This is a genomic window from Adlercreutzia equolifaciens (assembly GCF_029076695.1).
Classification (GTDB): domain Bacteria; phylum Actinomycetota; class Coriobacteriia; order Coriobacteriales; family Eggerthellaceae; genus Adlercreutzia; species Adlercreutzia equolifaciens_A.
Genome location: NZ_JARFIK010000001.1, coordinates 1,401,180 through 1,422,982 on the forward strand (window position 1 = coordinate 1,401,180; position 21,803 = coordinate 1,422,982).

A 21,803-nucleotide genomic window follows, 5' to 3' on the forward strand; every position below is an offset into this window, starting at 1 on the left:
ACGTGACGAACCCGAGCGATGGCAGCGGCACCCCTCCCCTTGGCCGCTGCCGTCGCTCGTGCGTCGGAGAGGGGAGTACGGTGGAGGAGCAAACCTATCAGGAAGAAGCCTCGACGGACGAGGCGCTTCAATGCCTGTTGACGGCTCGCACGGTGTTGTATGGGCTCCTGGCCCGGGCTTTTGGCGCCGAGCCCGACAGCAATCTTCTCGCGCTGATGACCGACGAGGCCGTTGTTGAGGCGGCCGCCCTTTTGCTCGATGGCGAAGCCGGCCATCCGTCGCTTGCAGGGAAGATGGTCGAGACTGCCCAGGAGGTGACTCTCGACGAGGCAGCCGGCCAGTATACGCGGCTCTTTATCGGGCCGGGCACCTTGCCTTCGCCGCCGTGGGAGTCGGTGCACCTTGGCGCGGACCGCCTTATTTTCCAGGAAAGCACTTTGGCGGTGCGCGATGCCTACCGTCGCGGAGGATTCAAGGCCGCTGGCTATCCGCGCGAGCCCGATGATCACCTGGGTACCGAGTGCAGCTTCATGGCCGCCCTGGCGCAGCGGACTGGTGACGCATGGGCCGCCGACAATAAAGAGGCGGCCTTGAGCGATCTGGCAATTCAACGGGACTTTCTCGATCGCCATCTGCTTCGCTGGATCGGGCTCTTTAGCTGCCGTTTGCGCGAAGCTCCTGCCGCACTGCGAGCGGGAACATTGTATCCTGTGCTTGCGGAGGTTGCCGAGCGCTTCTGCCAAGTCGATCGTGGGCTTATCGACGAGCTGACGACGGCTCTGGGGGAAGCAAGCGGTATCGAAGGGCATTAGGCGCTCAGGAGAGGGGAGCCCATGGGCAATATCAAGCTCAAGACGAAGTTCGGAGTGCTCATCGTGCTCCTCATCTTGGTGTCGCTGGTGGCCAACATAGGCTGGACCTCTATGAATGCCCGGGCTCAAATGGAGAACGAGCTGCGAGAAAAGGGTCAGGTGCTTGCCCAGCAGATGGATGCTGTCTGGGAATTCATGGCCTCCAACCAGGATCGCCTCGAGCAGATCTCCTATACCGATGAAGGCGTGTACCAAGGGCTCCATTGCGCCATCGTCGGTCGCTCCATCGGCGCTCTTTTCACGTCGCAGTCAACCTACGCTACCAAGTTCGTCAACTTCGATCCTCGCAACGAGGCCGACGAGCCCGATGCGTTCGAGGCGGAGGCCCTGACCGCTTTCGGCAATGGCACGGCCGCGGAGTATTGCGGCATTGTGGAGGAAGACGGCGAAGAAGTGTTTCGCTACGTGGCGCCTATGCGCATCGAGAAGAACTGCCTCGAATGCCACGGTGAGCCCAAAGGCGAGATAGACGTGACCGGCTTTCCCAAAGAGGGCTGGAAGCTGGGGGATGTGGGCGGTGCCATCAGCATTGTCATGCCCCTTGACGTTTACATGGAGAGCGAGCGCTTCTCGGTGATTCAGGACGTTATCTTCTTCGGCGGTATGCTGCTTGTGTGCCTCTTGGTCATTTATGTGGCGCTCAAGTACCTGGTCACGCGGCCGCTTGCGCGCATCCAGGAGGGTGTGGCCAGTATCCAGCGCGGCAACCTTGGCGTGCGCTTCGCCCACTCGCAGTCCTCGCGCGAGATCAACGACCTTATGCAAGAGTTCAACGCCATGGCGGCTGAGCTTGCAGACGTCTATAACAACCTGGAGTCCGAGGTGGCCGACCGCACAGCGGCTCTTGAGCGGGCCAACGCGGTACTGGAAAACCAGCGCGCCCAGCTTGAGGAGGCCAACGACCGGCTGCGTCAGGACAATCAGTACAAGTCGGACTTCCTGGCCATGATGAGCCATGAGCTTCGCACGCCTTTGACCAGCATCATCGCCTTTACCGAACTGCTGAACAACGAGCGTGCTCCTATGGACGAAAAGGAAGAGGAGACGCGCCGCGAGATTGAGGCCAACAGCCATGCGCTGCTGCTCATGATCAACGATATTTTGGAAATGAGTCGGCTTGACGCCGGCAGAACGGATATGAGCGTGGAAGTGGTGGATCTGGGCGACGTCGCCGGCATGGTGCTCGATGTGGTGGCGCCGTTGGCCGCGCGCAACCGCATTGCTTTTACCTGCGAGATCGACCCGAACGTACCCCTGGTGCGCGCCGATTTCGAGAAGCTGCGTCATGTGGTGGAAAACCTGTGCGGCAATGCCATGAAGTTCACCCCCGAAGGCGGCCGTGTCACCTTGAGTATGGACTTCGATGCGGACAGCAACGTCGTGCTCATTCATGTGGCCGATACCGGCATCGGCATTGCCCCCGAAGACCAGCAACGTATTTTCGAGCGCTTTGTGCAGGCTGATTCGTCGGTGTCGCGCAAGTACAGCGGCACCGGTTTGGGCCTGGCACTGGCCAAAGAGTACGTGGAAATGCATGGCGGCACCATCGAGGTGGAAAGCACACTGGGCGAGGGGAGCGTCTTCACGGTGCATCTGCCCGTCGAGCGAGAGGAGAAGTAACCATGGAGCAGTCTCTGACGGGGCGTTCGGAGCGCGGTAGTGCGGGCAAGGTTATGCTCATCGACGACGACAAGAGCCTCCATGTGCTCATGAGGCGCATTTTGGAGGGTGCCGGCTACGAGTTCTGCGGAGCCCAGGATGGACTGGCAGGGCTCGAGATGATTGCCGGTGAGAAACCCGATCTGCTGCTGCTCGACGTCATGATGCCCGGCATGAACGGTTTTGACGTCTGCCGGTCGATGCGCGAGCAGGGACGCCGTATTCCTGTTATATTTCTTTCCGCGAAGGGCGATATTGTGGACAAGTCCATCGGCTTCAACGCTGGTGGTGACGATTACGTAGTCAAGCCTTTCAGTTCCGACGAGCTCTTGCTGCGCGTCCAGGCCCATTTGCGCCGTCACCGCGATGACCTGGCCTTCGCCAAAGCGGTAAGTCGCGAGGGCAGCAGCCGCACCGGGGACTTGGAGATTCTTTTCAACCAGTACGAGGTGCGCTTGCGCGGCGAGCTGGTAAACCTGACGGCCAAGGAATTCGAAATCTTGGCGCTTTTGGCGGCAAATCCCGGCCAGGTTTTTACCCGAGCGCAAATATACGAGCACATTTGGGGCGCAGACAGCTCGGTGGACGAGAGCACCATCACTGTATTCATGCGCAAGATTCGCGAGAAGATCGAGGACAACCCGTCCCAGCCGAAATACCTGCTTACGGTATGGCGCGTGGGCTACAAGTTCGTCGAGCGGGTGTAGCACAGCGGCGGAATTGCTTTCTGTGGGTTTCCTCGGCGTGGGCGGGGGAGAGGTTGGGGCTTTGCTACAATAACGCCCGAACTATCGGGTGCGTCGCACCCCACCCTTCAACCTGTGAGGAGAACCTGACCCATGCAAGTAACCGAGAAGAAGATCGCCGACGGCATCATTCGCCTTTCCTGCGAAGCTACCGCCCAGGAGGTGAACAACGCCCTGCGCGAGGCTGGCGAGGCCTTTGCCCAGTCCATGGGCGTGCGTCTGCAGCCCGGCAAGACCGTGGACGAGTGCGTTAAAGAGGCTTTGGGCATCACCGATCTGGACAAGGTCATCGAGGCCAACGCCATCGAGGTGCTGGTGCCGCGCGCGCTGGATCGCCGCAACCTGGTGCCGGCGTTCCCGCCGAAGGCCACGCCGTCCCAGAAGTTCGAGCGCGGCAAGCGCTTCGCCTTCACCATGGACGTCACCGTCAAGCCCACCTACGAGCTGAAGTCCTACGAGCCCATCGAGGTGACGGTGCAGCCCTTCGCCTTCGACGATTCCGTTATCGACCAGCAGATCGACGAGCTGGCCCATCGCTATACCGCTTACGTGACGGCCGATCCCAAGCCCCTGGCTGCGGGCGACGCCTGCGAGATTGCCATGACCATCTCCCAGGACGGCCAGGAGATCAAGGCGCTGTGCACCGAGGGCCGCACCTATGTGATGAGCCAAGGGTTCATGCCCGAGGGCTTCGACAAGGAGCTCATCGGCATGGAGCCGGGCCAGACCAAGGAGTTCTCCTTCGACGCTCCGCAGCTGAACGAGGCCGGCGAAGAGGTCACGCAGAAGCTCGACTGCAAGGTTACCGTAAAGGAAGTGCAGAAGGAGGCCGTGCCCGTCATCGACGACGCCTGGGTAAAGGCCAACCTGCCCGGCATGGAGACGGTGGAGGCCCTGCGCGCCGACATGCGCCGCGTGTTCGAGGCGCAGCAGCGCGAAGGCTATCAGAACTACGTGCAGCAGATGGTGCTCTCGCAGCTGGCGCGCCGCTTCGAGGGTCGCATTGCCGACGAGATCTACGAGGCCACCCGCAACCAGCTCATGCAGAACCTGCAGATGGAGCTGCAGCAGCAGGGCATGGACTTCCAGCAGTTCGTCGCGGCCAACGGCGGCGAGCAGCAGTTCGGCATGATGCTCATGATGCAGACCCGCGAGGTGCTCGTTCAGGGCTTCTGCCTCGACGCAGTGTACCGCCACGAGCGCATGACCCTTACCGATGCCGATCTGGACGCGGCCTGCCTGGCCATGAATCCCCAGGGCAATCCCAGCTACCTGCGCCAGCAGCTGGAGGCCGCCGGCCGCGGCTTCGCCCTGCGCGAGACGGCCGAGCGCAACAAGGCCCTGCGCTTTGTGGTGGAGAAGGCCGTTATCACCGAGCAGGAGCCGGAGGCTCCCGCCCCGGCGGCCGAGTAGCCGATAGCGTTTTGGGGCGGTCGGCGTTGCCGATTCGTTCCCAGCTAAGCACGATGAACCGAAGGGCGGCTGCGGGCCGCCCTTCTTTGCAGGGGCCTCGACCCCGGAAAGGCGTCTTCCTGTGACGAAGCCCTCCAAGAAATCTTCGGCGAAGTCTCGTCAGTCGGGAGCGAAGAACCCTGTCGCGAAAGCGGCCGGCGCTCCTGCCGTGCCGCTTTCGGCATTTCTGCCCACTACGCGGGCCGAGGCCGACGCACGCGGATGGGACCAACTTGACTTTGTCTACGTGTCGGGCGACGCCTACGTGGACCATCCTTCCTTCGGACCGGCCATCATCACGCGGGTGCTGGAGTCCCACGGCTACAAGGTGGGCGTCATCGCCCAGCCCGACTGGAACGATCCCGCCTCCGTAGCCCTGTTCGGCGAGCCGCGTCTGGGTTTTCTGGTGTCCGCCGGCAACATGGATTCCATGGTGAACCACTACACGGTGAACAAAAAGCGCCGCCACGAGGACGCCTACACACCGGGCGGCGAGGGCGGGAAACGCCCGAACCACGCCGCCGTGGTGTATTCCAACCTCATTCGCCGCACCTTCAAGAAGACGCCCATTATCCTGGGCGGTATCGAGGCCAGTCTGCGCCGTCTGGCCCATTACGACTACTGGTCCGACTCCCTCAAGCGCTCCATTCTGCTGGACTCCGGGGCCGACCTGGTGTCCTACGGCATGGGGGAGCGCTCCATCGTGGAGATTGCCGATGCGCTGAACGCGGGCCTGGCGGTGTCCGATCTGACGTTCATACCCGGCACCGTGTACAAAACCCGTTCGCTGGAGCATGTGGTGGACTACGTCATGCTGCCGTCCTGGGAAGAGGTGTCCTCCAGCAAGCGCGCCTTCGCCGAGAGCTTCGCCGAGCAGTACCGCGCCAGCGACCCCATTACAGGCAAGCGGCTGGTAGAGGCCTATCCCCACGATGTGTACGTGGTGCAGAACCCGCCGGCGCTGCCCCTGACCACCGCTGAAATGGACGCGGTCTACCGGCTGCCCTATGCGCGTACCTGGCATCCTTCCTATGATGCCGCCGGCGGTGTGCCCGCACTGGCCGAAGTGAAGTTCAGCCTCACGAGCTGCCGCGGTTGCTTCGGCGAGTGCTCGTTCTGCGCCCTGACGTTCCATCAGGGCCGCATTGTCACGGCGCGATCCCAGGAATCATTGGTAGACGAGGCGCAGCTCATGATCGAGGACCCTGACTTCAAGGGCTACATCAGCGACGTGGGCGGTCCCACGGCGAACTTCCGTGCTCCTGCCTGCGCCAAGCAGCTGAAGGCCGGCGCGTGCACCGACAAGCGCTGCCTGGGTACCAGTCCCTGCAAGGCTCTGCGCGCCGACCATCGCGACTACGTGGGGCTGCTGCGCAAGCTGCGGAAGCTGCCCGGTGTGAAGAAGGTGTTCGTGCGCAGCGGCATACGCTTCGACTACGTGCTGGCCGACCCCGACCCGAAGCAGACCTTCCTGCGCGAGCTGACGGAGCACCATGTGTCCGGCCAGCTGCGCGTGGCTCCCGAGCACGTGTCCGACCCGGTGCTGGCAGCCATGGGCAAGCCCCCGCGGGCAGTGTACGACCGCTTCTGCCAGGCCTTCGAGGACATCAACCGTGAAGTGGGCAAGAAGCAGTACGTGGTGCCCTACCTCATGTCGTCGCATCCGGGCAGCACGCTGAAAGAAGCGGTGGAGCTGGCCGAGTACGTGCGCGACATGGGCTTCAACCCAGAGCAAGTGCAGGACTTCTATCCCACACCTTCAACGGTGTCCACGTGCATGTACTACACGGGCCTTGATCCGCTGACCATGGAGGAAATCTACGTGCCGCGCACGCCTCACGAGAAGGCCCTGCAGCGCGCCCTCATCCAGTACCGCAACCCCGCCAACTACGACTTGGTGCGCGAGGCCCTGGTAAAAGCCGGCCGCACCGACCTCATCGGCTGGGACGAGAAAGCCCTCATTCGCCCCAAGCGTCCGAAAGCCGCGGGGGAGGGTAGCGGGACCGGCGGCGACGGAAAGCGCGTCAGCAAGGGCCCGAAACGAGGCACCAAGGGCGGTAACCCGGGAAAGCAGGCGATTGGGGGAAAGCACTCGGGTGCAGCCTCCGAACGGGGTGCCGGTGCTACGGGTGCTCGCGCCGACGATCGCCGAGCAAAGGGCTCGAGTGCAGCTCCTGAGCGAGGTGCCAAGGAAAGCCGTCAAACGGGGCGGCTGGCGGCTGGCAAGGGGCAGAAACGCGATCAGCGCGGTATGGCCCCCGCCGCGAAGGGCTTCCCGCGCCCGACCCGCTCGCAGCGCCCTGGCAAACCCCCGAAGGCCAACGGTCGCAAAGGCGGGATCCGCAAGGGACGGTAGGCGTTGAGCGGCCGCGTGTTGTATTCCAGCTCTTGGATTAGCTGGTGGCTGGATTTCACTTTTGTGGCAGAGGGGGATCCGATCGTTCTGGATCGGTCTTGAAAGAGAAGTATGGCAGGATCTGCGTGGGCAACCGGAGAGGGCTGGTCAATCTAACGTAGCCCCGAAAAACGGTCTCACGCAGACTTAAAATAAGGATGGCAGGTTCTGTATCTATGACAGGGGAGGGCTGGTCAATCAGCGGGTGTTTTCCATCCCGGGCGTCGTTTCGGGCAGTTTTTGGGCAATCAGGACGCGTTTTCCATCGATTTGCTGGTCAATTGAGGGGTGTTTTCCGCACCCATTTCTATAGTGCCTGGTCAGCGGCTCGTGATTTTTTCGAGCCTGCTGAAGAAAGGGTCGAATCGTCGGAAAACGCCGCCTGATTGACCAAAAAGTACGAGAAAAAGGGCTCTCGATGGAAAACACCCTCCGATTGACCGTGTTCCGCTGGCGTCGATGGAAAACACCCGACAATTGACCAGCTCCCGACTCCGTCATCGGAAAACGGCCAACAATTGACCAGCGCCCTCCGCCGTCGGCGGAAGCCGCCCGTAAATTGACCATGGCTCTCTGCCGTCAGCGGAAAACGCCCTCTGATTGACCGCGCTCCGCCCCCATGCGCCCGTCCCGCCCCGTATGTGCGGGAAATGTGGCGTTTACCGAGCTGCAAAAATTTTCCTTGAGCCTCGAAACCCGCACACCTATAATGCTTCTTTGCGTCTGTGTGCCTATGGATACACCCGGGCGCGTGGTTAGACGGCGTCGCAGCGTAGAGCCTCCATCTGCGTTGATCGGCAATCGCTTAACCACTACTAGTAGGGGATGCCCGGTGTGCGGAGAGGCGCGCGAGCGGGTGTCCGAGGAAGCGGGTACGTGTCGTTTCTTGCCGTTACCAGGAAGCGCCGCCAAGCCCGGAAGTAAGAAAGGTTGTTACTGTGGGAATCAAACAGTACAAGCCGACGTCCCCTGGCCGACGTTTCCAGACGGTCTCTGACTTCGCAGAGATCACCACGTCCACGCCGGAGAAGTCGCTGCTTGCCCCGAAGCCGAAGAAGGCCGGCCGCAACATGTACGGCCGCATCACCACCCGTCATCAGGGTGGCGGTACGAAACAGCGTTATCGTATCATCGACTTCAAGCGCAACAAGGATGGTATCCCCGCTCGCGTGGCCACCATCGAGTACGATCCCAACCGCTCCGCCCGTATTGCCCTTCTGCACTACATCGATGGTGAGAAGCGCTACATCATTCACCCCAAGGGTCTGAAGGTGGGCGACATCGTTCTGAGCGGCCCCGACGCCGATATCAAGCCGGGCAACGCCATGCCGCTGGCCAACATCCCCGTCGGTACGCTCATCCACAACGTGGAGCTCCAGCCGGGCAAGGGCGCTGCTATCGCCCGTTCCGCCGGCACCTCCATCCAGCTCATGGGTAAGGAAGGCGGCTACGCCATCCTTCGTATGCCTTCTTCCGAGATGCGTCGCGTGCTCATCACCTGCCGCGCCACCATCGGCGAGGTGGGCAATGCCGAGCACTCCAACATCAAGATCGGCAAGGCCGGCCGTAACCGCTGGAAGGGCATCCGTCCCTCCGTCCGCGGTACGGTTATGAACCCGGTTGACCATCCGCACGGCGGCGGCGAGGGCAAGAACAAGTCCGCTGGTCGTCACCCGGTCACCCCGTGGGGCGTTCCCACCAAGGGCCATCGCACCCGCAACCCGAAGAAGGCCTCCAGCCGTCTCATCATCCGTCGTCGCAAGAAGTAGCGGAAACTTAAGGAGTCATAGTGAGCAGAAGTTTGAAAAAGGGTCCTTTCGTAGAACCGCGCCTTCTTGCCCGCATCGAGGCAATGAACGCGGCAGGCGAAAAGAACGTCATCAAGACCTGGTCCCGCGCCAGCACCATCTTCCCGGAAATGGTGGGTCACACCATCGCCGTGTACGATGGTCGCAAGCACGTGCCGGTCTATATTACCGAGTCTATGGTTGGCCACAAGCTGGGCGAGTTCAGCCCCACCCGCACCTTCAAGGGTCATGCGGCCGACAAGAAGAAGCGATAGGACGGGTGTGAATTATGGAAACTAAGGCTGTATCGCGTTACGTCCGTATCGCTCCCCGCAAGGCCCGCATCGTGGTCGACCTGATCCGCGGCAAGTCCGTGCCTCAGGCCCGCGAGATCCTGGCCTTCTGCGAGCGCGCCGCCGCTGAGACCGTCGCCAAGACGATGAACTCCGCTGTGGCCAACGCCGAGCACAACAATCACCTTCGTGGCGACAACCTGGTCGTGAAGACGGCCTACGTCGACGAGGGTCCCACCCTGAAGCGCATTCGTCCCCGCGCCAAGGGTTCGGCTTCGCGCATCAACAAGCGCACCTGCCACATCACCATCGTCGTCGCACCCCGAGAGGAGGCATAAATCCATGGGTCAGAAAGTAAGCCCTACCGGATTCCGCCTCGGTATCACCGAGGATTGGCGCAGCCGCTGGTACGCCGGCAAAGACTACGCCAAGACGCTTGAGAACGACCTTGCCATTCGCAAGTTCCTCGACAAGCAGCTCGCCCGTGCCTCCGTGTCTCGCGTGGACATCGAGCGCGCTGGCGACAAGATCAAGGTCACCATCACCACCGCCCGTCCCGGCGTGGTTATCGGCAAGAAGGGCGCCGAGATCGACGCCCTGCGCAAGAAGCTCGAGAAGGTGGCCAACGGCCCCGTCTCCATCGACGTGGTCGAGGTGAAGCGCCCCGAGCTGGATGCCAACCTCATCGCCCAGTCCGTGGCCGAGCAGCTCGAGGGCCGCGTGGCCTTCCGTCGCGCCATGCGCAAGGCCGTGCAGTCCGCCATGAAGTCCGGCGCCAAGGGTATCCGTATCCAGTGCTCCGGCCGTCTGGGCGGCGCCGAGATGAGCCGCCGCGAGTGGTACCGCGAGGGTCGCGTGCCGCTGCACACCCTCCGTGCGAAGATCGACTACGGCTTCGCCACCGCCGCCACCACCATGGGTTCCATCGGTGTGCAGGTGTGGGTGTACCACGGTGAGGTTCTGCCGGGCCAGAAGGCTCCGCAGCCCGCACTCGAGGGCTCTTCCCGCCCGAACCGTTCCCGTCGTAACGACCGTCGCGAGAGGGGTGACAAGTAATGCTCGTACCTAAGCGCGTAAAGCACCGCAAGGTGCAGCGTGGTTCCATGAAGGGCAAGGCCAAGGGCGGCACCCGTCTGAACCACGGCGAGTATGGCATCCAGGCCCTCGAGGCCCATTGGATCACTAACCGTCAGATCGAGGCTGCTCGTATCGCCATGACCCGTCACATGAAGCGTGGCGGCAAGGTGTGGATCACGATCTTCCCCGATAAGCCCATTACCTCGAAGCCGGCCGAAACCCGCATGGGTTCCGGTAAGGGCAACCCCGAGGGCTGGGTAGCTGTGGTCAAGCCGGGCCGCATCATGTTCGAGATCGCCGGCGTCGACGACGAAACCGCCCGCGAGGCTCTGCGTCTGGCCATCAACAAGCTGCCCATCAAGTGCAAGATCGTCACTCGTGAAACGGAGGGGCAGGCATAATGAAAGCAGCAGAGATTCGTGAACTTTCTGCCGAAGACCTGCAGGTGAAGCTGAAGGAGGCTCGTGCCGAGCTCTTCAATCTCCGCTTCCAGATGGCCACCAGTCAGCTGGACAACACGGCCCGTGTGAAGCAGGTTAAGAAGGATATCGCGCGCATCCAGACTGAGATGCGAGCTCGTGAGCTGAGCGCGTAGCTTAAGAAAGGTGCAAGAATATGACTGAAGAGCGCAATCTGCGTAAGATCCGTCAAGGGGTCGTGGTCAGCGATAAGAACGACAAGACCATCGTTGTCATGGTCGAGGAGCGCAAGCCCCATCCGGTCTACGGCAAGATGATGACCACCACCAAGAAGTTCCATGCCCATGACGAGAACAACGAAGCCGGCGTCGGCGACACCGTTCAGATCATGGAGACGCGTCCGCTGTCCAAGATGAAGCGCTGGCGTCTGCTGAAGATCGTCGAGAAGGCCAAATAGTTTGGGCTGTGCGCCAAGCTATTAGTAAGGAAAGTAGGAACATCACATGATTCAGATGCAATCCATGCTCGCCGTGGCCGACAACTCCGGCGCTCGCAAGGTGCAGTGCATCAAGGTCCTGGGCGGCTCCAAGCGCCGTTACGCGGGCCTCGGTGACGTGATCATCTGCAGCGTCAAGGAAGCGATGCCCAACGGCAACGTCAAGAAGGGCGAGGTCGTGCGCTGCGTGATCGTGCGCGTGAAGAAGGAAGTCCGTCGTCCCGACGGCTCCTACATCCGCTTCGACCAGAACGCGGCCGTGCTGATCAACAACGACGGCTCCCCCCGCGGCACCCGTATCTTCGGGCCCGTCGCCCGCGAGCTGCGTGACAAGAAGTACATGAAGATCGTGTCTCTGGCACCGGAAACGCTGTAGGGGAGGTGTCAGAATGGCTCAGAACAAGATGACGATCCGCAAGGGCGACACCGTCAAGGTGATCTCCGGCAAGGACCGCGGCAAGACCGGCAAGGTGCTGCGCTCGGTTCCCGAGAAGTCCCGCGTGGTGGTCGAGAAGGTGAACATGGTCAAGAAGGCCATGCGCCCCACCCAGCAGAACCCCCAGGGCGGCATTTCTACGGTTGAGGCTCCCATTCACGTGTCCAACGTGATGCTGGTGTGCCCCAGCTGCAACGAGGCCACCCGCGTGGCCCGTCGCCGCGAGGACGGCAAGCTTGTCCGCGTCTGCAAGAAGTGCGGCAAGGACATCCCCGCCGTTACCGAGTAAGTTTTTACCGAAAATCCGTCCGTTCTTTGGAGCGGACGGATTTTCTCTTGGATAAAGCCCCGTAGTGTGGGACAATATCCAATCGCGCGTCAAGCGCCATGGCCCTGGGAAGGTCCCAGGGACACCGGGTCGGAAATCCGGTGTTTAATCCATCGAAGAAAGGCTTTATGACATGGCTACTCCTCGTCTGAAGGAAAAGTACCAGAAGGAAGTTGTTCCGGCTCTCGTCGAGCAGCTCGGCATCAAGAACATCAACTGCGTGCCGAAGCTCGAGAAGATCGTGGTGAACATGGGCGTGGGCGCCGCCGCTGGCGACTCCAAGCTCCTCGATGCCGCTATGAACGACATGCGCATCATCACCGGTCAGCAGCCCTGCGTCACCCGCGCCAAGAAGTCCATCGCTGGCTTCCATGTGCGTGAGGGCCAGGCCATCGGCTGCAAGGTCACCCTGCGCGGCGACCGTATGTGGGAGTTTATGGATCGCCTTCTGGCTACCGCCCTTCCCCGCGTGCGCGACTTCCGCGGTATTTCGCCGAAGAGCTTCGACGGTCGTGGCAACTACACGCTCGGCATCACCGAGCAGCTCATCTTCCCGGAGATCGAGTACGACAAGATCGACCGCACCCGTGGTATGGATATCACCTTTGTCACCAATGCCGGTGAGAACGAGGGTGCCTTCGCGCTGCTGAGCGCCCTGGGCTTCCCGTTCAAGAGCAAGTAAACCGACAGCCCTCGTCCGAGGGCTTTGTCGCGTAACCTCGGTATTTAGGTCTGCACGGAAAGGTTGCGGGCCTGGATAAATAAGAAAGAAGGAATGCATGGCTAAGAAATCGATGATCGCCAAAGCCAAGCGTGAGCCGAAGTTCTCGACGCGTCAGCATAACCGCTGCACCCGTTGCGGACGCCCCCGCGCTTACTATCGCAAGTTCGGCCTGTGCCGTATCTGCTTGCGTGAATTGGCCAACAAAGGCGAGCTGCCCGGCGTGACCAAAGCCTCCTGGTAGGAACTTTAGCTCACGTAATCGGGTGTGCCCGATGCTAAAGGCGGAGGCGCTATGGGCGCCGACGAACCGAGCGTCGAGGTTCATCACGGATCAAAGGAGAAAACACACATGACAATGACCGACCCCATTGCAGATATGCTTACGCGTGTGCGTAACGCCCAATCTGCCGGCAAGGACACGGTTTCCATGCCGACGAGCAAGAAGCTGGTCGAGATCGCGCGCATCATGGAGCAGGAAGGCTACGTGCAGCGCTACGACGTGATCGACGGCGAGCCCCGTGGCACTCTTGAGATCACCCTCAAGTACGGCCCGAAGAAGGCTAAGACCATCCGTGGCATCAAGCGCATCTCCAAGCCTGGTCTGCGCATCTACGCGGGCAAGGACGACCTGCCCCGCGTGCTCGGTGGCCTGGGCACTGCAATTATTTCGACAAGCCGCGGCGTTATGACCGACCGCGATGCCCGCAAAGAGGGCATCGGCGGCGAGGTCATCGCCTACATCTGGTAGGAAAGGGAGGAAGCGCATATGTCTCGTATCGGCAAGATGCCCATCGCCGTTCCTGCCGGCGTCGATGTGACCATCGACGGCAACACCGTGACGGTGAAGGGCCCCAAGGGCGAACTGACCCGCACGTTCCAGCCGTCCATGACCATCACCCGCGAGGGCGATGATCTGATCGTTACCCGTCCCGACGACACCCGCGAGTCCAAGGCCTATCATGGTCTGACCCGCTCGCTCCTCGCCAACATGGTCGAGGGCGTGTCCCAGGGCTTCTCCAAGAAGCTCCAGCTCGTCGGCGTCGGCTACCGTGCTGCTCTCAAGGGCAAGGACCTCGAGATGCAGCTGGGCTTCTCCCACCCCGTTCTGGTGGAGGCTCCCGAAGGCATCACCTTCGAGGTTCCCTCCCAGACCGAGATCGTGGTATCCGGCCCCAGCAAGGAAGCCGTCGGCCAGGTTGCTGCGAACATCCGCAAGTGGCGCAAGCCGGAGCCCTACAAGGGCAAGGGCATTCGCTACGAGGGCGAGCATGTCCGTCGCAAGGCCGGCAAGGCTGGCAAAGACTAAGTGCCTATTCGGTAGCTGATTGAAGGGATTAACCTATGAATAAGCAACAGAAGAAACAGGCCGGTCTTGCCCGTCGCCACCGTCGCGTGCGCGGTAAGATTTCCGGCACTGCTGCTCGTCCGCGCCTCTGCGTGACCCGCAGCAACAACAACATCTATGCTCAGGTCATCGACGATGTGAGCCACACCACCATCTGCGGCGTGTCCACGCTCGGCCCGGCCTTCAAGGCCACGGGCAAGAACGGCGCCACCGTAGAGGGCGCTGCCGAGCTCGGCACCATCGTATCCAAGTTGGCTCAGGAAAACGGCGTGACGGAAGTTGTATTCGACCGTGGCGGCCACCTGTATCACGGTCGCGTCAAGGCTCTGGCCGACGCTGCCCGTGAAGCAGGTTTGAAATTCTAGAAGGGGTTTTAGCTTATGGCTCGTAAACAACAGGAAAGCACCGTCCCTGAGCTTCAGGAGCGCGTCGTTTTCATCAACCGCGTTGCCAAGACCGTCAAGGGCGGTCGCCGCATGCAGCTGACGGCCCTCGTGGTCGTGGGCGACGGCAACGGTCGCGTGGGCGTGGGCATGGGCAAGTCCCAGGAAGTTCCCACCGCCATCAAGAAGGGCGTCGAGGACGCGAAGAAGAACATGTTCACCGTTCCCGTGACCGCTGAGGGCTCCGTCCCCCACGAGATCATGGGCGAGTACGGTGCCGGCCGCGTGCTGATCAAGCCCGCTGTTCCCGGTACCGGCGTGCTGGCCGGCGGTCCTGTTCGTGCCATCATGGAGCTTGCGGGCGTGCAGAACGTCATCACCAAGTCTCTGGGCACCAACAACGCCATGAACATTGTGAAGGCCGCCGCTGCGGGTCTCCAGAACATGGAGAGCCCGGCTGAGGTCGCCGAGCGCCGCGGCATTTCCGTGGCCGAGATGTTCGGCGGGAAGGAGCAGAACTAATGGCTGAGGCAAAGAAGACGCTGCGTCTGACCCAGGTCAAGAGCGCCATCGGTCGCGCCCCGAACCAGGGCCGCACCCTGAAGGCTCTGGGTCTGCACCACATTGGCGACACCTGCGAGCAGGTGGACAACGAGAGCATCCGCGGCATGATTTTCACCGTGAAGCATCTCATCACCGTCGAGGAAATCTAAATCCTCGCACCCACATTGGATGGATTTCGGCGTGTCCGCAAGGGCACGCCGTTGCCATGATACAAGGAAGTTTGTCGGCGGCGAGCTGCCGACGCCGGTCAGGGAAAAGGAAATACCTGGTCGGAAAGCGAAAAGGAGAATGAATTACATGGAACTCAAGGATCTGCGCCCCGCCGAGGGATCGACGAAGAACCGCAAGCGCGTGGGCCGTGGCCCGGCTTCCGGCACCGGCAAGACCGCCGGTCGCGGTATGAACGGCCAGAAGTCCCGTGCCGGTGGCGGCAAGGGTGCCGGCTTCGAGGGTGGCCAGACGCCGCTCGCTCGTCGTCTGCCGAAGCTGCCGGGCTTCCGCAACATCAATCGCGTTGAGTACCTGCCCGTGAACGTCAGCCGTCTCGAGGCCAAGTTCGAGGCCGGCGACGTGGTTGACGGCGATTCCCTGAAGGCCAAGGGCATCATCAAGCACGCTGATGCTCTGGTGAAGGTGCTGGGCGATGGTGAGATCACCAAGGCCCTCACGGTGCGCGTTGACAAAGTGTCCGCTTCCGCCAAGGCGAAGATCGAGGCGGCCGGAGGAAAGGTCGAAGAGCCTTGCTAAGCTCAATCATTGACGCATTCAAGGTTCCGGAGCTGCGCAAGAAGATCCTCTTCACGTTGGCTATTCTTGCGCTCTACCGCTTCGGTGCCTACGTGCCGGTACCGGGCATTCCGTTCCACGAGTTTGCTGCGGCGTTCCAGGACACGGGTGTGGCTATGACGATGCTCGACCTGTTCACCGGTGGTGCGCTCTCTAACTTCTCGGTGTTCTCGCTGGGCATTATGCCCTACATCACTGCCTCCATTATCATGCAGCTGATGCAGGGCGTTATTCCCGCCGTGGGCCGCTGGGCGCGCGAGGGCGACACGGGCCGTCGCAAGATCACGCAGGTCACGCGTTACCTTACGCTGGGCCTGGGTCTCATCAACGCGGTGGGCTACCTGCTGCTGTTCAAGTCTCCCGCCTACGGTGTGCAGTTCTCCACCGAGGTGCCCGAGGCGCTGACGAACATCATCATCGTGTTCACGCTGGTGGCAGGCACGGCCTTCATCATGTGGATGGGCGAGCTCATCACTCAGCGCGGCATCGGCAACGGCATGTCCCTCATCATCTTCGTGAGCATCGTGTCCCGCGTGCCTTCCGCCATCTTCTCGTCGGTCACTCTGACCAGCGACCTGGGCACGGGCATTGCGCTCACCTTGGTTATCCTGGCGGTCGTGCTGGTGTGCATCCCGCTCATCATCTTTGTTGAGCGTGCACAGCGCCGCATTCCTGTCAACTACGCGAAGCGCGTGCAGGGCCGTAAGATGATGGGTGGCCAGTCCACCTACATTCCGCTGAAGGTGAACGCGGCGGGCGTTATCCCCATCATCTTCGCAAGCTGCATCATCTACTTCCCGGCGCAGCTGGCGGCCATCTTCAATGTTGATTGGCTGACCACTTTCGCGAACTGGTGCTCTACGGGTTGGCTGAACTGGCTGCTCACGGTGGCGCTCATCGTGTTCTTCGCCTACTTCTACACCTCTATGGTGTTCAACCCCGAAGAGACGGCGGACAACATTCGCAAGCAGGGCGGCTTTATTCCCGGCGTTCGTCCCGGTACGGCCACGGTGCAGTACATCAAGAACGTCATTAATCGCGTGACGCTGCCGGGCGGCATCTTCATCGCGCTTATTGCCGTTGTGCCCACCATCATCTTCTTCTTCACGAACAACCAGCTTATTCAGGCGTTCGGTGGCACCTCCATTCTCATTATGATCGGCGTTGCCCTTGACACCATGAGCAAGGTGGAGTCGCAGCTGAAGATGTACAACTACGAAGGCTTCTTCAAGTAAGGCAGACTCGCGGGTCTGTTGGGAAAGGATGTTTCATGAACATCGTTCTTTTGGGGGCTCCGGGTGCCGGTAAGGGCACTCAGGCTGCCAAGCTGGTGGAGGAGTTCAACACTCCGCACATCTCCACGGGCGATATGCTGCGCGCCGCGGTGGCCGCTGGCACCGAGCTGGGCCTGAAGGCGAAGTCCTACATGGACGCCGGCGACTTGGTGCCCGACGACGTCATCATCGGTCTGGTTACCGAGCGTCTGCAGGAGCCGGATACGGCCAACGGCTTTATCCTCGACGGTTTCCCGCGCACCTCTCCCCAGGCGGTGGCGCTTGATGCCGAGCTGTCCAAGCTCGGTCGTCCCCTGGACGCGGCTCTGCTCATCGACGTGGATCCCGAGGTCATCGTGAACCGTCTTACCTCCCGTCGCATGTGCCGCGCCTGCGGCTACATCGGCACCGAGGCCGACGGTCCCACGTGCCCGAAGTGCGGCGGCGAGATGTACCAGCGCGACGACGACAACGAGGCTACGGTGCGCAACCGTTTGGATGTGTACGAGAAGTCCACGAGCCCGCTGATCGACTACTATCGCGGCTGCGAGCTGCTGGTCACCATTGACGGCGACCGTGACCCCAACGTGGTCTATGCCGACGTGAAAGAGGCGCTTAATCTGTAAGCCGGGGCTTATTGATGGCGACCCTTGAGAAAACCCGCGTCTCTCCTTGGGAGGGCGCGGGTTTTCTTTATAATGAGGGGCATGCCCACAGTTCGCGAAAACATAGGATATACCTTCGAGCAGGGATGGCTCATCTACCGCGGCTCCCTTTTAAGGGTGGCGCGGGCCGTAGCCTTGATTGTGTTGGTGGCGGCATTGCTCGAAGTGTTCGTGTTCAACTTCAACTACTTTGCCTCTGCGGGGTACGCCACCATCGATCTGACGGATCGAATCACCTCGGCTGAGGAAGAAGGCGATGAGATTCGCCTGACCGATATCAACCACGTCCTGGAGTTCTCTCACCTCAACACCGAGATTCACAACATCAAGATCGATTTTGATCGCGATCAGCCGGCCCAGACCATCGACGTGAAAATCCAGTTCACGGACTCGGCGCATCAAACCTATTTCGACTCCACTGAGTACACTGTGGGCGTTCCTCTGGCCCACGTGTCCACCTTCGACGAGCAGAGCAAGTACATCAATTTGCAAACGGCGGGCTTGGTGGAGAACTTGCGCCTGGAGATAGTGGGGGACGACGTTTCCTACCCCATCATGCTCAAGGGGCTGTATCTGAACGCCCATCATCCCTTCGAGTTCAACGGATTCCGTTTCGTCGTGGCGTTAACCGTGCTGCTTCTGGGTTACGCGTTTCGTCCCGGCTCGGTTATCTACCGCATTCGCGTTGTCGAGAACCCGCGTAAATCCAAGGCGGGCATTCTTTTCGCGGTGTTTGTCGAGGTTGTTCTGGTAACCGTGTTCCTCTTCTACGGATCCAACTTGGTGGGCGTGGCTACCTCTTCCTATAATCATGGCTCATGGGACGGCGCCTCCATCGTCAATACCTTCGAAGTAGGGGGCGACAACGCCCAGCAATATGCGGAGTTGGCCCGAGCCATGGCCGAGGGGCGGCTCTACTTGGACGAGGAGCCGCCGGACTGGCTCAAGGCCATGGACGATCCCTACGACAAGGGTGCTCGTGACGAGCTGCAGAAGGAAACGGGGGAGAAGTACCTCTTCGATGTGGCCTACTACGAGGGACACTATTACGTGTACTTCGGCGTGGTGCCGGTGCTTCTGTTCTACCTCCCGTTCTATTTGCTTACGGGAGCGAACTTTCCCACGGCCATCGGCGTGCTCGTGATGGCCATCGCTTTCATTTTGGGCTGCTCGGCGCTGCTCGACCGTTTTGCGCGATACCATTTCCGCTCGGTCAGCTTGGGCATGTACCTGCTCCTGCAAATGCCCCTGGTGTTCTGCTGCGGCATTCTATATCTGGTGAAGTTCCCTACGTTCTATTCGCTGCCCATTATGTGCGGCCTGGCCTTCTCTGTGTGGGGGCTTTACTGCTGGATGCGGGGTCGTCTCTCGAAGACGCCGTGCCGTTGGCTATTCGCGGGGTCGCTGTGCATGGCGCTGGTGGCAGGCTGCCGTCCTCAATTGCTGGTGCTGTCGCTTCTGGCCTTCCCGCTGTTCTGGCGTACCTACATTACCAAGCGTCGCTTGCTGACACCCCAGGGCTTGCGCGAATTCGGCTGCCTGGTGGCTCCCTATGTGCTGGTGGCGGCGGGCATCATGGCCTACAACTATGCTCGTTTCGGCTCGCTGACCGACTTCGGCGCCAACTATAATCTGACGGTGAACGACATGACCAAGCGCGGCATGAATATCGGTCGCCTGGCGCCGGCCTTCTTCACCTATTTCTTGCAGCCGCCCTCTATGACCGGGGTATTTCCCTTCCTGCAGCCGGCGCCCTTCGACACCACGTATATGGGGCAAACCATCAAAGAAGTCACCTTTGGCGGTATCTTCGCCTGCTTCCCGCTGTTGTGGGTGCTGGCTTTCTCCCGCCGCATTCTGGCTATGCGCGCTCGACAGCGTTCCACGCGCACTATTATGGGTATCATCATCGTGCTGCTCGTGTCGGGCGTGCTGGTGGCGCTTCTCGATGCGGAACTTGCGGGTATTCTGCAGCGCTATTACGCCGACTTCAGCTTCATGTTCCTGATGGCGGCGGTGCTGCTGTGCTTTGTGGTTAACGAGCAGATACCCCTCACAGCCTCGCTGCATCAGCTGCTGCTGAAGGTGCTGTTGGTGCTGGTATTCCTGGGCCTGCTGTACAGTGCGCTGCTTTGCCTGGTGCCGGAAACCGGCTGGTATTCCAACGTGTACCCTTGGGCCTACCAAGGGCTTTTGGAGACGTTTCTGTTCTGGACCTAAGGGTTCAGCCGCAGCGCAAGCTGGCCCGCGCAGACGGCTCCCGCAAGAGGATGCGACCTCTTTGCCGGCTTCGGGGTCGTGGCGCCTTAGAGCGTGGTGGCTTCTTCCATGGGCGTGGTGCCCAACAGCAGCAGCCCCGTGGCCGAGATGGGATCGTAGCCGTCCAGATTGGCGGCATAGTAGGCAGTGGCCGTCTCGCGATGAAACAGCGGATAGAGCGGCACTTCGGCGGCGATAAGGTCGAAGCAGAGGTTCCATAGATCCTGCTGCTCGTTCTCGTCGTCGGTGGTGCGGGCGCGGGTGAGCATGCGGCTCAGCTGCTTGAATTCGGGGGTGGTAGCCCAGCAGCTGCGCGCGCGGGTCCACACGTTGTCGCCGTACCACCAGTTCATGATAAGGTCCGGATCGTTGCCGAAACAGGTAGGATCGCCGGGGGAGAGCACTACGTCGAAGGGGAGGGGCTTGGAGCCCTCGGGCGGGGTGGACAGACCGGCGAACAGCTGCTCGGTGGGGAGGGATTCCACTTCTACGGTAATGTCCAGGGCCTCCCAGTCGTCTTTGAGGGTTTCGGCCAAATCGCTGACCCAGTTGTCGTTGCAGCGCAGGGTAAGAGACAACTCCTCGACCTCCGCCTCTTTGAGCAGCGCCTGGGCCTTCTCTGGGTCGTAGCTGAACACCGTGGCGGCCCGATGGTATCCGCGGAAGTAATCGGGAAGCAGCGACGTGCAGGGACGGCCGTGGCCCCCAACGCAGCGCGCGATCAGGTTATCGACATCGATGGCGTAGAGCAGTGCCTGACGGACCCGCGGATCGTCAAAGGGGGCTTTCAGGCAGTTGAACATGAGGAAGGGGGCGTTGAAGCCCGGAACATATTCCAGCGTGGCGCCGCTATCGGTAATGCGGTCGGCCAGCACCTCGGGCGCCGCTTCCATGCAGAAGACCTCTTGCTGGGTGAGTGCCTCGGTGCGCTTTTCGTCGTCGAGGATGATCGACCAGATCATGCGCTTGCAGGTAGCGGGGAACGAGCCGGTGTAATACTCGTTGGGCACAAAGGTCAGCGCGCCGCCATCGGCGCCGTCGATGGACTCGTAGCGCCACGGACCGGAGCCGATGGGCATGGTGGACAGGGCCTCGTCGGTGAGGGAGGCGGGAAAGACGCGTACCAGGGCTAGACGCTCTTTCAGAAGGATGCCCATGGGGGAGTTCAAGGTGAAGAGCAGCGTCTGCTCGTCTTTGGCAGTGACCGAGTCGATGAACGAGAGGAACGACCCGTAGAGATCGTCGGCCATGTTGCGCTCGAAGGCGTGGCATACGTCAGTCACCGTTACCGGGGTGCCGTCGGAGAAGCGCGGGTCTTCGCGCAGGGTGACTTCGTATTCGATTTCCGATATTTGCATGGGCACGTCGGCAGCTAGTCCCGGCTCGGTGCGGTAGGTGTGCAGGTCCAGCTCGTAGAGCCCCTCGAACACATGCCAGCCGGCGGCAACGAACAGCGCCGAGGCGGTGCCCACGGGGCTGCAGTCACCGCCCTCGTAGGCTAAGGCGGCCGTCAGGGCGTCGGCGACACCGCTCTCGATGGCGTCCGGCGTCGGCGGAACATCCGCTGGGGCGGCTTCCTCGTTGCTGCGGCAGCCAGCGACAGCCAGGGTGGCCAGGGCCGTGCCTGCCAGAAAAGCGCGGCGACTGAGAGGGTGTGCGAACATGGAGACTCCTTGGTGATTCGTTGATTGCAACCATTATACGAACTCGCATCGAAGCAGCGCAAAAACCCACAGCAAAAGCCGCGGGCCCTTGCGGGAAGGTATCCCGCCCACCGAGGGGATGACCCGTCGTGGCCTTTCATGCGCCCCTCAACCCAGGGAGGCAAGAGGCCCGTGCTAAT

Annotated in this window: 26 protein-coding genes; 25 read left to right on the forward strand and 1 reads right to left on the reverse strand. The window is 61.3% G+C overall.

All coding sequences use genetic code 11. From position 1 onward, the window contains the following. The first annotated feature begins 2 nt into the window (after positions 1-2). The 25 genes from PZH32_RS05645 to PZH32_RS05765 all read left to right on the forward strand — a co-directional run bounded on the left by PZH32_RS05645 (position 3) and on the right by PZH32_RS05765 (position 19,921). Complete coding sequence (locus PZH32_RS05645) at positions 3-812, forward strand: TorD/DmsD family molecular chaperone (protein ID WP_275206766.1); 810 nt, start codon at positions 3-5, stop codon at positions 810-812. Between the two features lie 21 nt (positions 813-833). Further along, the gene (locus tag PZH32_RS05650) at positions 834-2,492 is read left to right on the forward strand and encodes a c-type heme family protein (protein ID WP_275206768.1); all 1,659 of its coding nucleotides are present in this window, start codon (positions 834-836) and stop codon (positions 2,490-2,492) included. 2 nt (positions 2,493-2,494) lie between these two features. Then, positions 2,495-3,238 (forward strand): response regulator transcription factor, encoded by a 744-nt coding sequence (locus PZH32_RS05655; protein WP_275206769.1) that lies wholly within the window; start codon positions 2,495-2,497, stop codon positions 3,236-3,238. 132 nt (positions 3,239-3,370) lie between these two features. Next, positions 3,371-4,690, forward strand: a complete 1,320-nt coding sequence (locus tag PZH32_RS05660) for a trigger factor (protein WP_275206771.1) — start codon at positions 3,371-3,373, stop codon at positions 4,688-4,690. Positions 4,691-4,811: 121 nt separating this feature from the next. Further along, positions 4,812-7,085 (forward strand): YgiQ family radical SAM protein, encoded by a 2,274-nt coding sequence (locus PZH32_RS05665; protein ID WP_275206773.1) that lies wholly within the window; start codon positions 4,812-4,814, stop codon positions 7,083-7,085. A 977-nt stretch (positions 7,086-8,062) separates the two neighbouring features. Then, the gene (gene rplB / locus PZH32_RS05670; RefSeq protein ID WP_275206774.1) at positions 8,063-8,893 is read left to right on the forward strand and encodes a 50S ribosomal protein L2; all 831 of its coding nucleotides are present in this window, start codon (positions 8,063-8,065) and stop codon (positions 8,891-8,893) included. Positions 8,894-8,913: 20 nt separating this feature from the next. Next, on the forward strand, positions 8,914-9,186 hold the full coding sequence (rpsS, locus tag PZH32_RS05675; protein WP_016309218.1) for a 30S ribosomal protein S19: 273 nt from the start codon (positions 8,914-8,916) through the stop codon (positions 9,184-9,186). A 14-nt stretch (positions 9,187-9,200) separates the two neighbouring features. Then, positions 9,201-9,542, forward strand: coding sequence for a 50S ribosomal protein L22 (gene rplV / locus PZH32_RS05680; RefSeq protein ID WP_275206776.1), 342 nt, complete (start codon positions 9,201-9,203; stop codon positions 9,540-9,542). Between the two features lie 4 nt (positions 9,543-9,546). Beyond that, entirely contained in the window at positions 9,547-10,260 is a 714-nt protein-coding gene (gene rpsC / locus PZH32_RS05685; RefSeq protein WP_275206778.1) for a 30S ribosomal protein S3, read from the forward strand. Beyond that, a complete protein-coding gene (rplP, locus tag PZH32_RS05690) occupies positions 10,260-10,682 on the forward strand; it encodes a 50S ribosomal protein L16 (RefSeq protein ID WP_275206779.1) in 423 nt (140 codons plus the stop codon). The genes rpsC and rplP overlap by 1 nt, the downstream gene beginning before the upstream one ends. After that, positions 10,682-10,876 (forward strand): 50S ribosomal protein L29, encoded by a 195-nt coding sequence (rpmC, locus tag PZH32_RS05695; protein ID WP_275206780.1) that lies wholly within the window; start codon positions 10,682-10,684, stop codon positions 10,874-10,876. Before rplP ends, rpmC begins: the two co-directional genes overlap by 1 nt. A gap of 20 nt (positions 10,877-10,896) precedes the next feature. Then, positions 10,897-11,157, forward strand: coding sequence for a 30S ribosomal protein S17 (rpsQ, locus tag PZH32_RS05700; protein ID WP_275206781.1), 261 nt, complete (start codon positions 10,897-10,899; stop codon positions 11,155-11,157). Positions 11,158-11,203: 46 nt separating this feature from the next. Next, complete coding sequence (gene rplN / locus PZH32_RS05705; RefSeq protein WP_275206782.1) at positions 11,204-11,572, forward strand: 50S ribosomal protein L14; 369 nt, start codon at positions 11,204-11,206, stop codon at positions 11,570-11,572. Positions 11,573-11,585: 13 nt separating this feature from the next. Next, entirely contained in the window at positions 11,586-11,921 is a 336-nt protein-coding gene (rplX, locus tag PZH32_RS05710) for a 50S ribosomal protein L24 (protein WP_428994014.1), read from the forward strand. Positions 11,922-12,093: 172 nt separating this feature from the next. Then, complete coding sequence (gene rplE / locus PZH32_RS05715) at positions 12,094-12,642, forward strand: 50S ribosomal protein L5 (RefSeq protein ID WP_275206783.1); 549 nt, start codon at positions 12,094-12,096, stop codon at positions 12,640-12,642. A 97-nt stretch (positions 12,643-12,739) separates the two neighbouring features. Beyond that, positions 12,740-12,925 carry a type Z 30S ribosomal protein S14 gene (locus PZH32_RS05720; protein WP_275206784.1) on the forward strand — a complete coding sequence of 62 codons (186 nt, stop codon included), beginning with the start codon at positions 12,740-12,742 and terminating at the stop codon, positions 12,923-12,925. Positions 12,926-13,033: 108 nt separating this feature from the next. Beyond that, positions 13,034-13,432: a 30S ribosomal protein S8 gene (rpsH, locus tag PZH32_RS05725; protein ID WP_275206785.1), complete on the forward strand. Its 399-nt coding sequence runs from the start codon at positions 13,034-13,036 to the stop codon at positions 13,430-13,432. A gap of 18 nt (positions 13,433-13,450) precedes the next feature. Further along, positions 13,451-13,990, forward strand: coding sequence for a 50S ribosomal protein L6 (gene rplF, locus PZH32_RS05730; RefSeq protein WP_275206786.1), 540 nt, complete (start codon positions 13,451-13,453; stop codon positions 13,988-13,990). A 35-nt stretch (positions 13,991-14,025) separates the two neighbouring features. Beyond that, on the forward strand, positions 14,026-14,394 hold the full coding sequence (rplR, locus tag PZH32_RS05735) for a 50S ribosomal protein L18 (protein WP_275206788.1): 369 nt from the start codon (positions 14,026-14,028) through the stop codon (positions 14,392-14,394). A 15-nt stretch (positions 14,395-14,409) separates the two neighbouring features. Next, entirely contained in the window at positions 14,410-14,934 is a 525-nt protein-coding gene (gene rpsE / locus PZH32_RS05740) for a 30S ribosomal protein S5 (RefSeq protein WP_275206789.1), read from the forward strand. Continuing rightward, on the forward strand, positions 14,934-15,125 hold the full coding sequence (gene rpmD, locus PZH32_RS05745) for a 50S ribosomal protein L30 (protein ID WP_275206791.1): 192 nt from the start codon (positions 14,934-14,936) through the stop codon (positions 15,123-15,125). Before rpsE ends, rpmD begins: the two co-directional genes overlap by 1 nt. A 148-nt stretch (positions 15,126-15,273) precedes the next feature. Next, positions 15,274-15,723: a 50S ribosomal protein L15 gene (gene rplO / locus PZH32_RS05750; RefSeq protein WP_275206793.1), complete on the forward strand. Its 450-nt coding sequence runs from the start codon at positions 15,274-15,276 to the stop codon at positions 15,721-15,723. Then, positions 15,717-16,997: a preprotein translocase subunit SecY gene (secY, locus tag PZH32_RS05755; RefSeq protein ID WP_275206795.1), complete on the forward strand. Its 1,281-nt coding sequence runs from the start codon at positions 15,717-15,719 to the stop codon at positions 16,995-16,997. The genes rplO and secY overlap by 7 nt, the downstream gene beginning before the upstream one ends. Positions 16,998-17,032: 35 nt before the next feature. Then, a complete protein-coding gene (locus PZH32_RS05760) occupies positions 17,033-17,662 on the forward strand; it encodes an adenylate kinase (RefSeq protein ID WP_275206797.1) in 630 nt (209 codons plus the stop codon). 81 nt (positions 17,663-17,743) lie between these two features. Next, entirely contained in the window at positions 17,744-19,921 is a 2,178-nt protein-coding gene (locus PZH32_RS05765) for a cytochrome C oxidase Cbb3 (protein WP_275206798.1), read from the forward strand. Between the two features lie 86 nt (positions 19,922-20,007). Here the strand turns inward: PZH32_RS05765 and PZH32_RS05770 are convergent, their stop codons facing one another. Beyond that, entirely contained in the window at positions 20,008-21,624 is a 1,617-nt protein-coding gene (locus PZH32_RS05770; protein WP_275206799.1) for an ABC transporter substrate-binding protein, read from the reverse strand. Positions 21,625-21,803 lie beyond the last annotated feature (179 nt).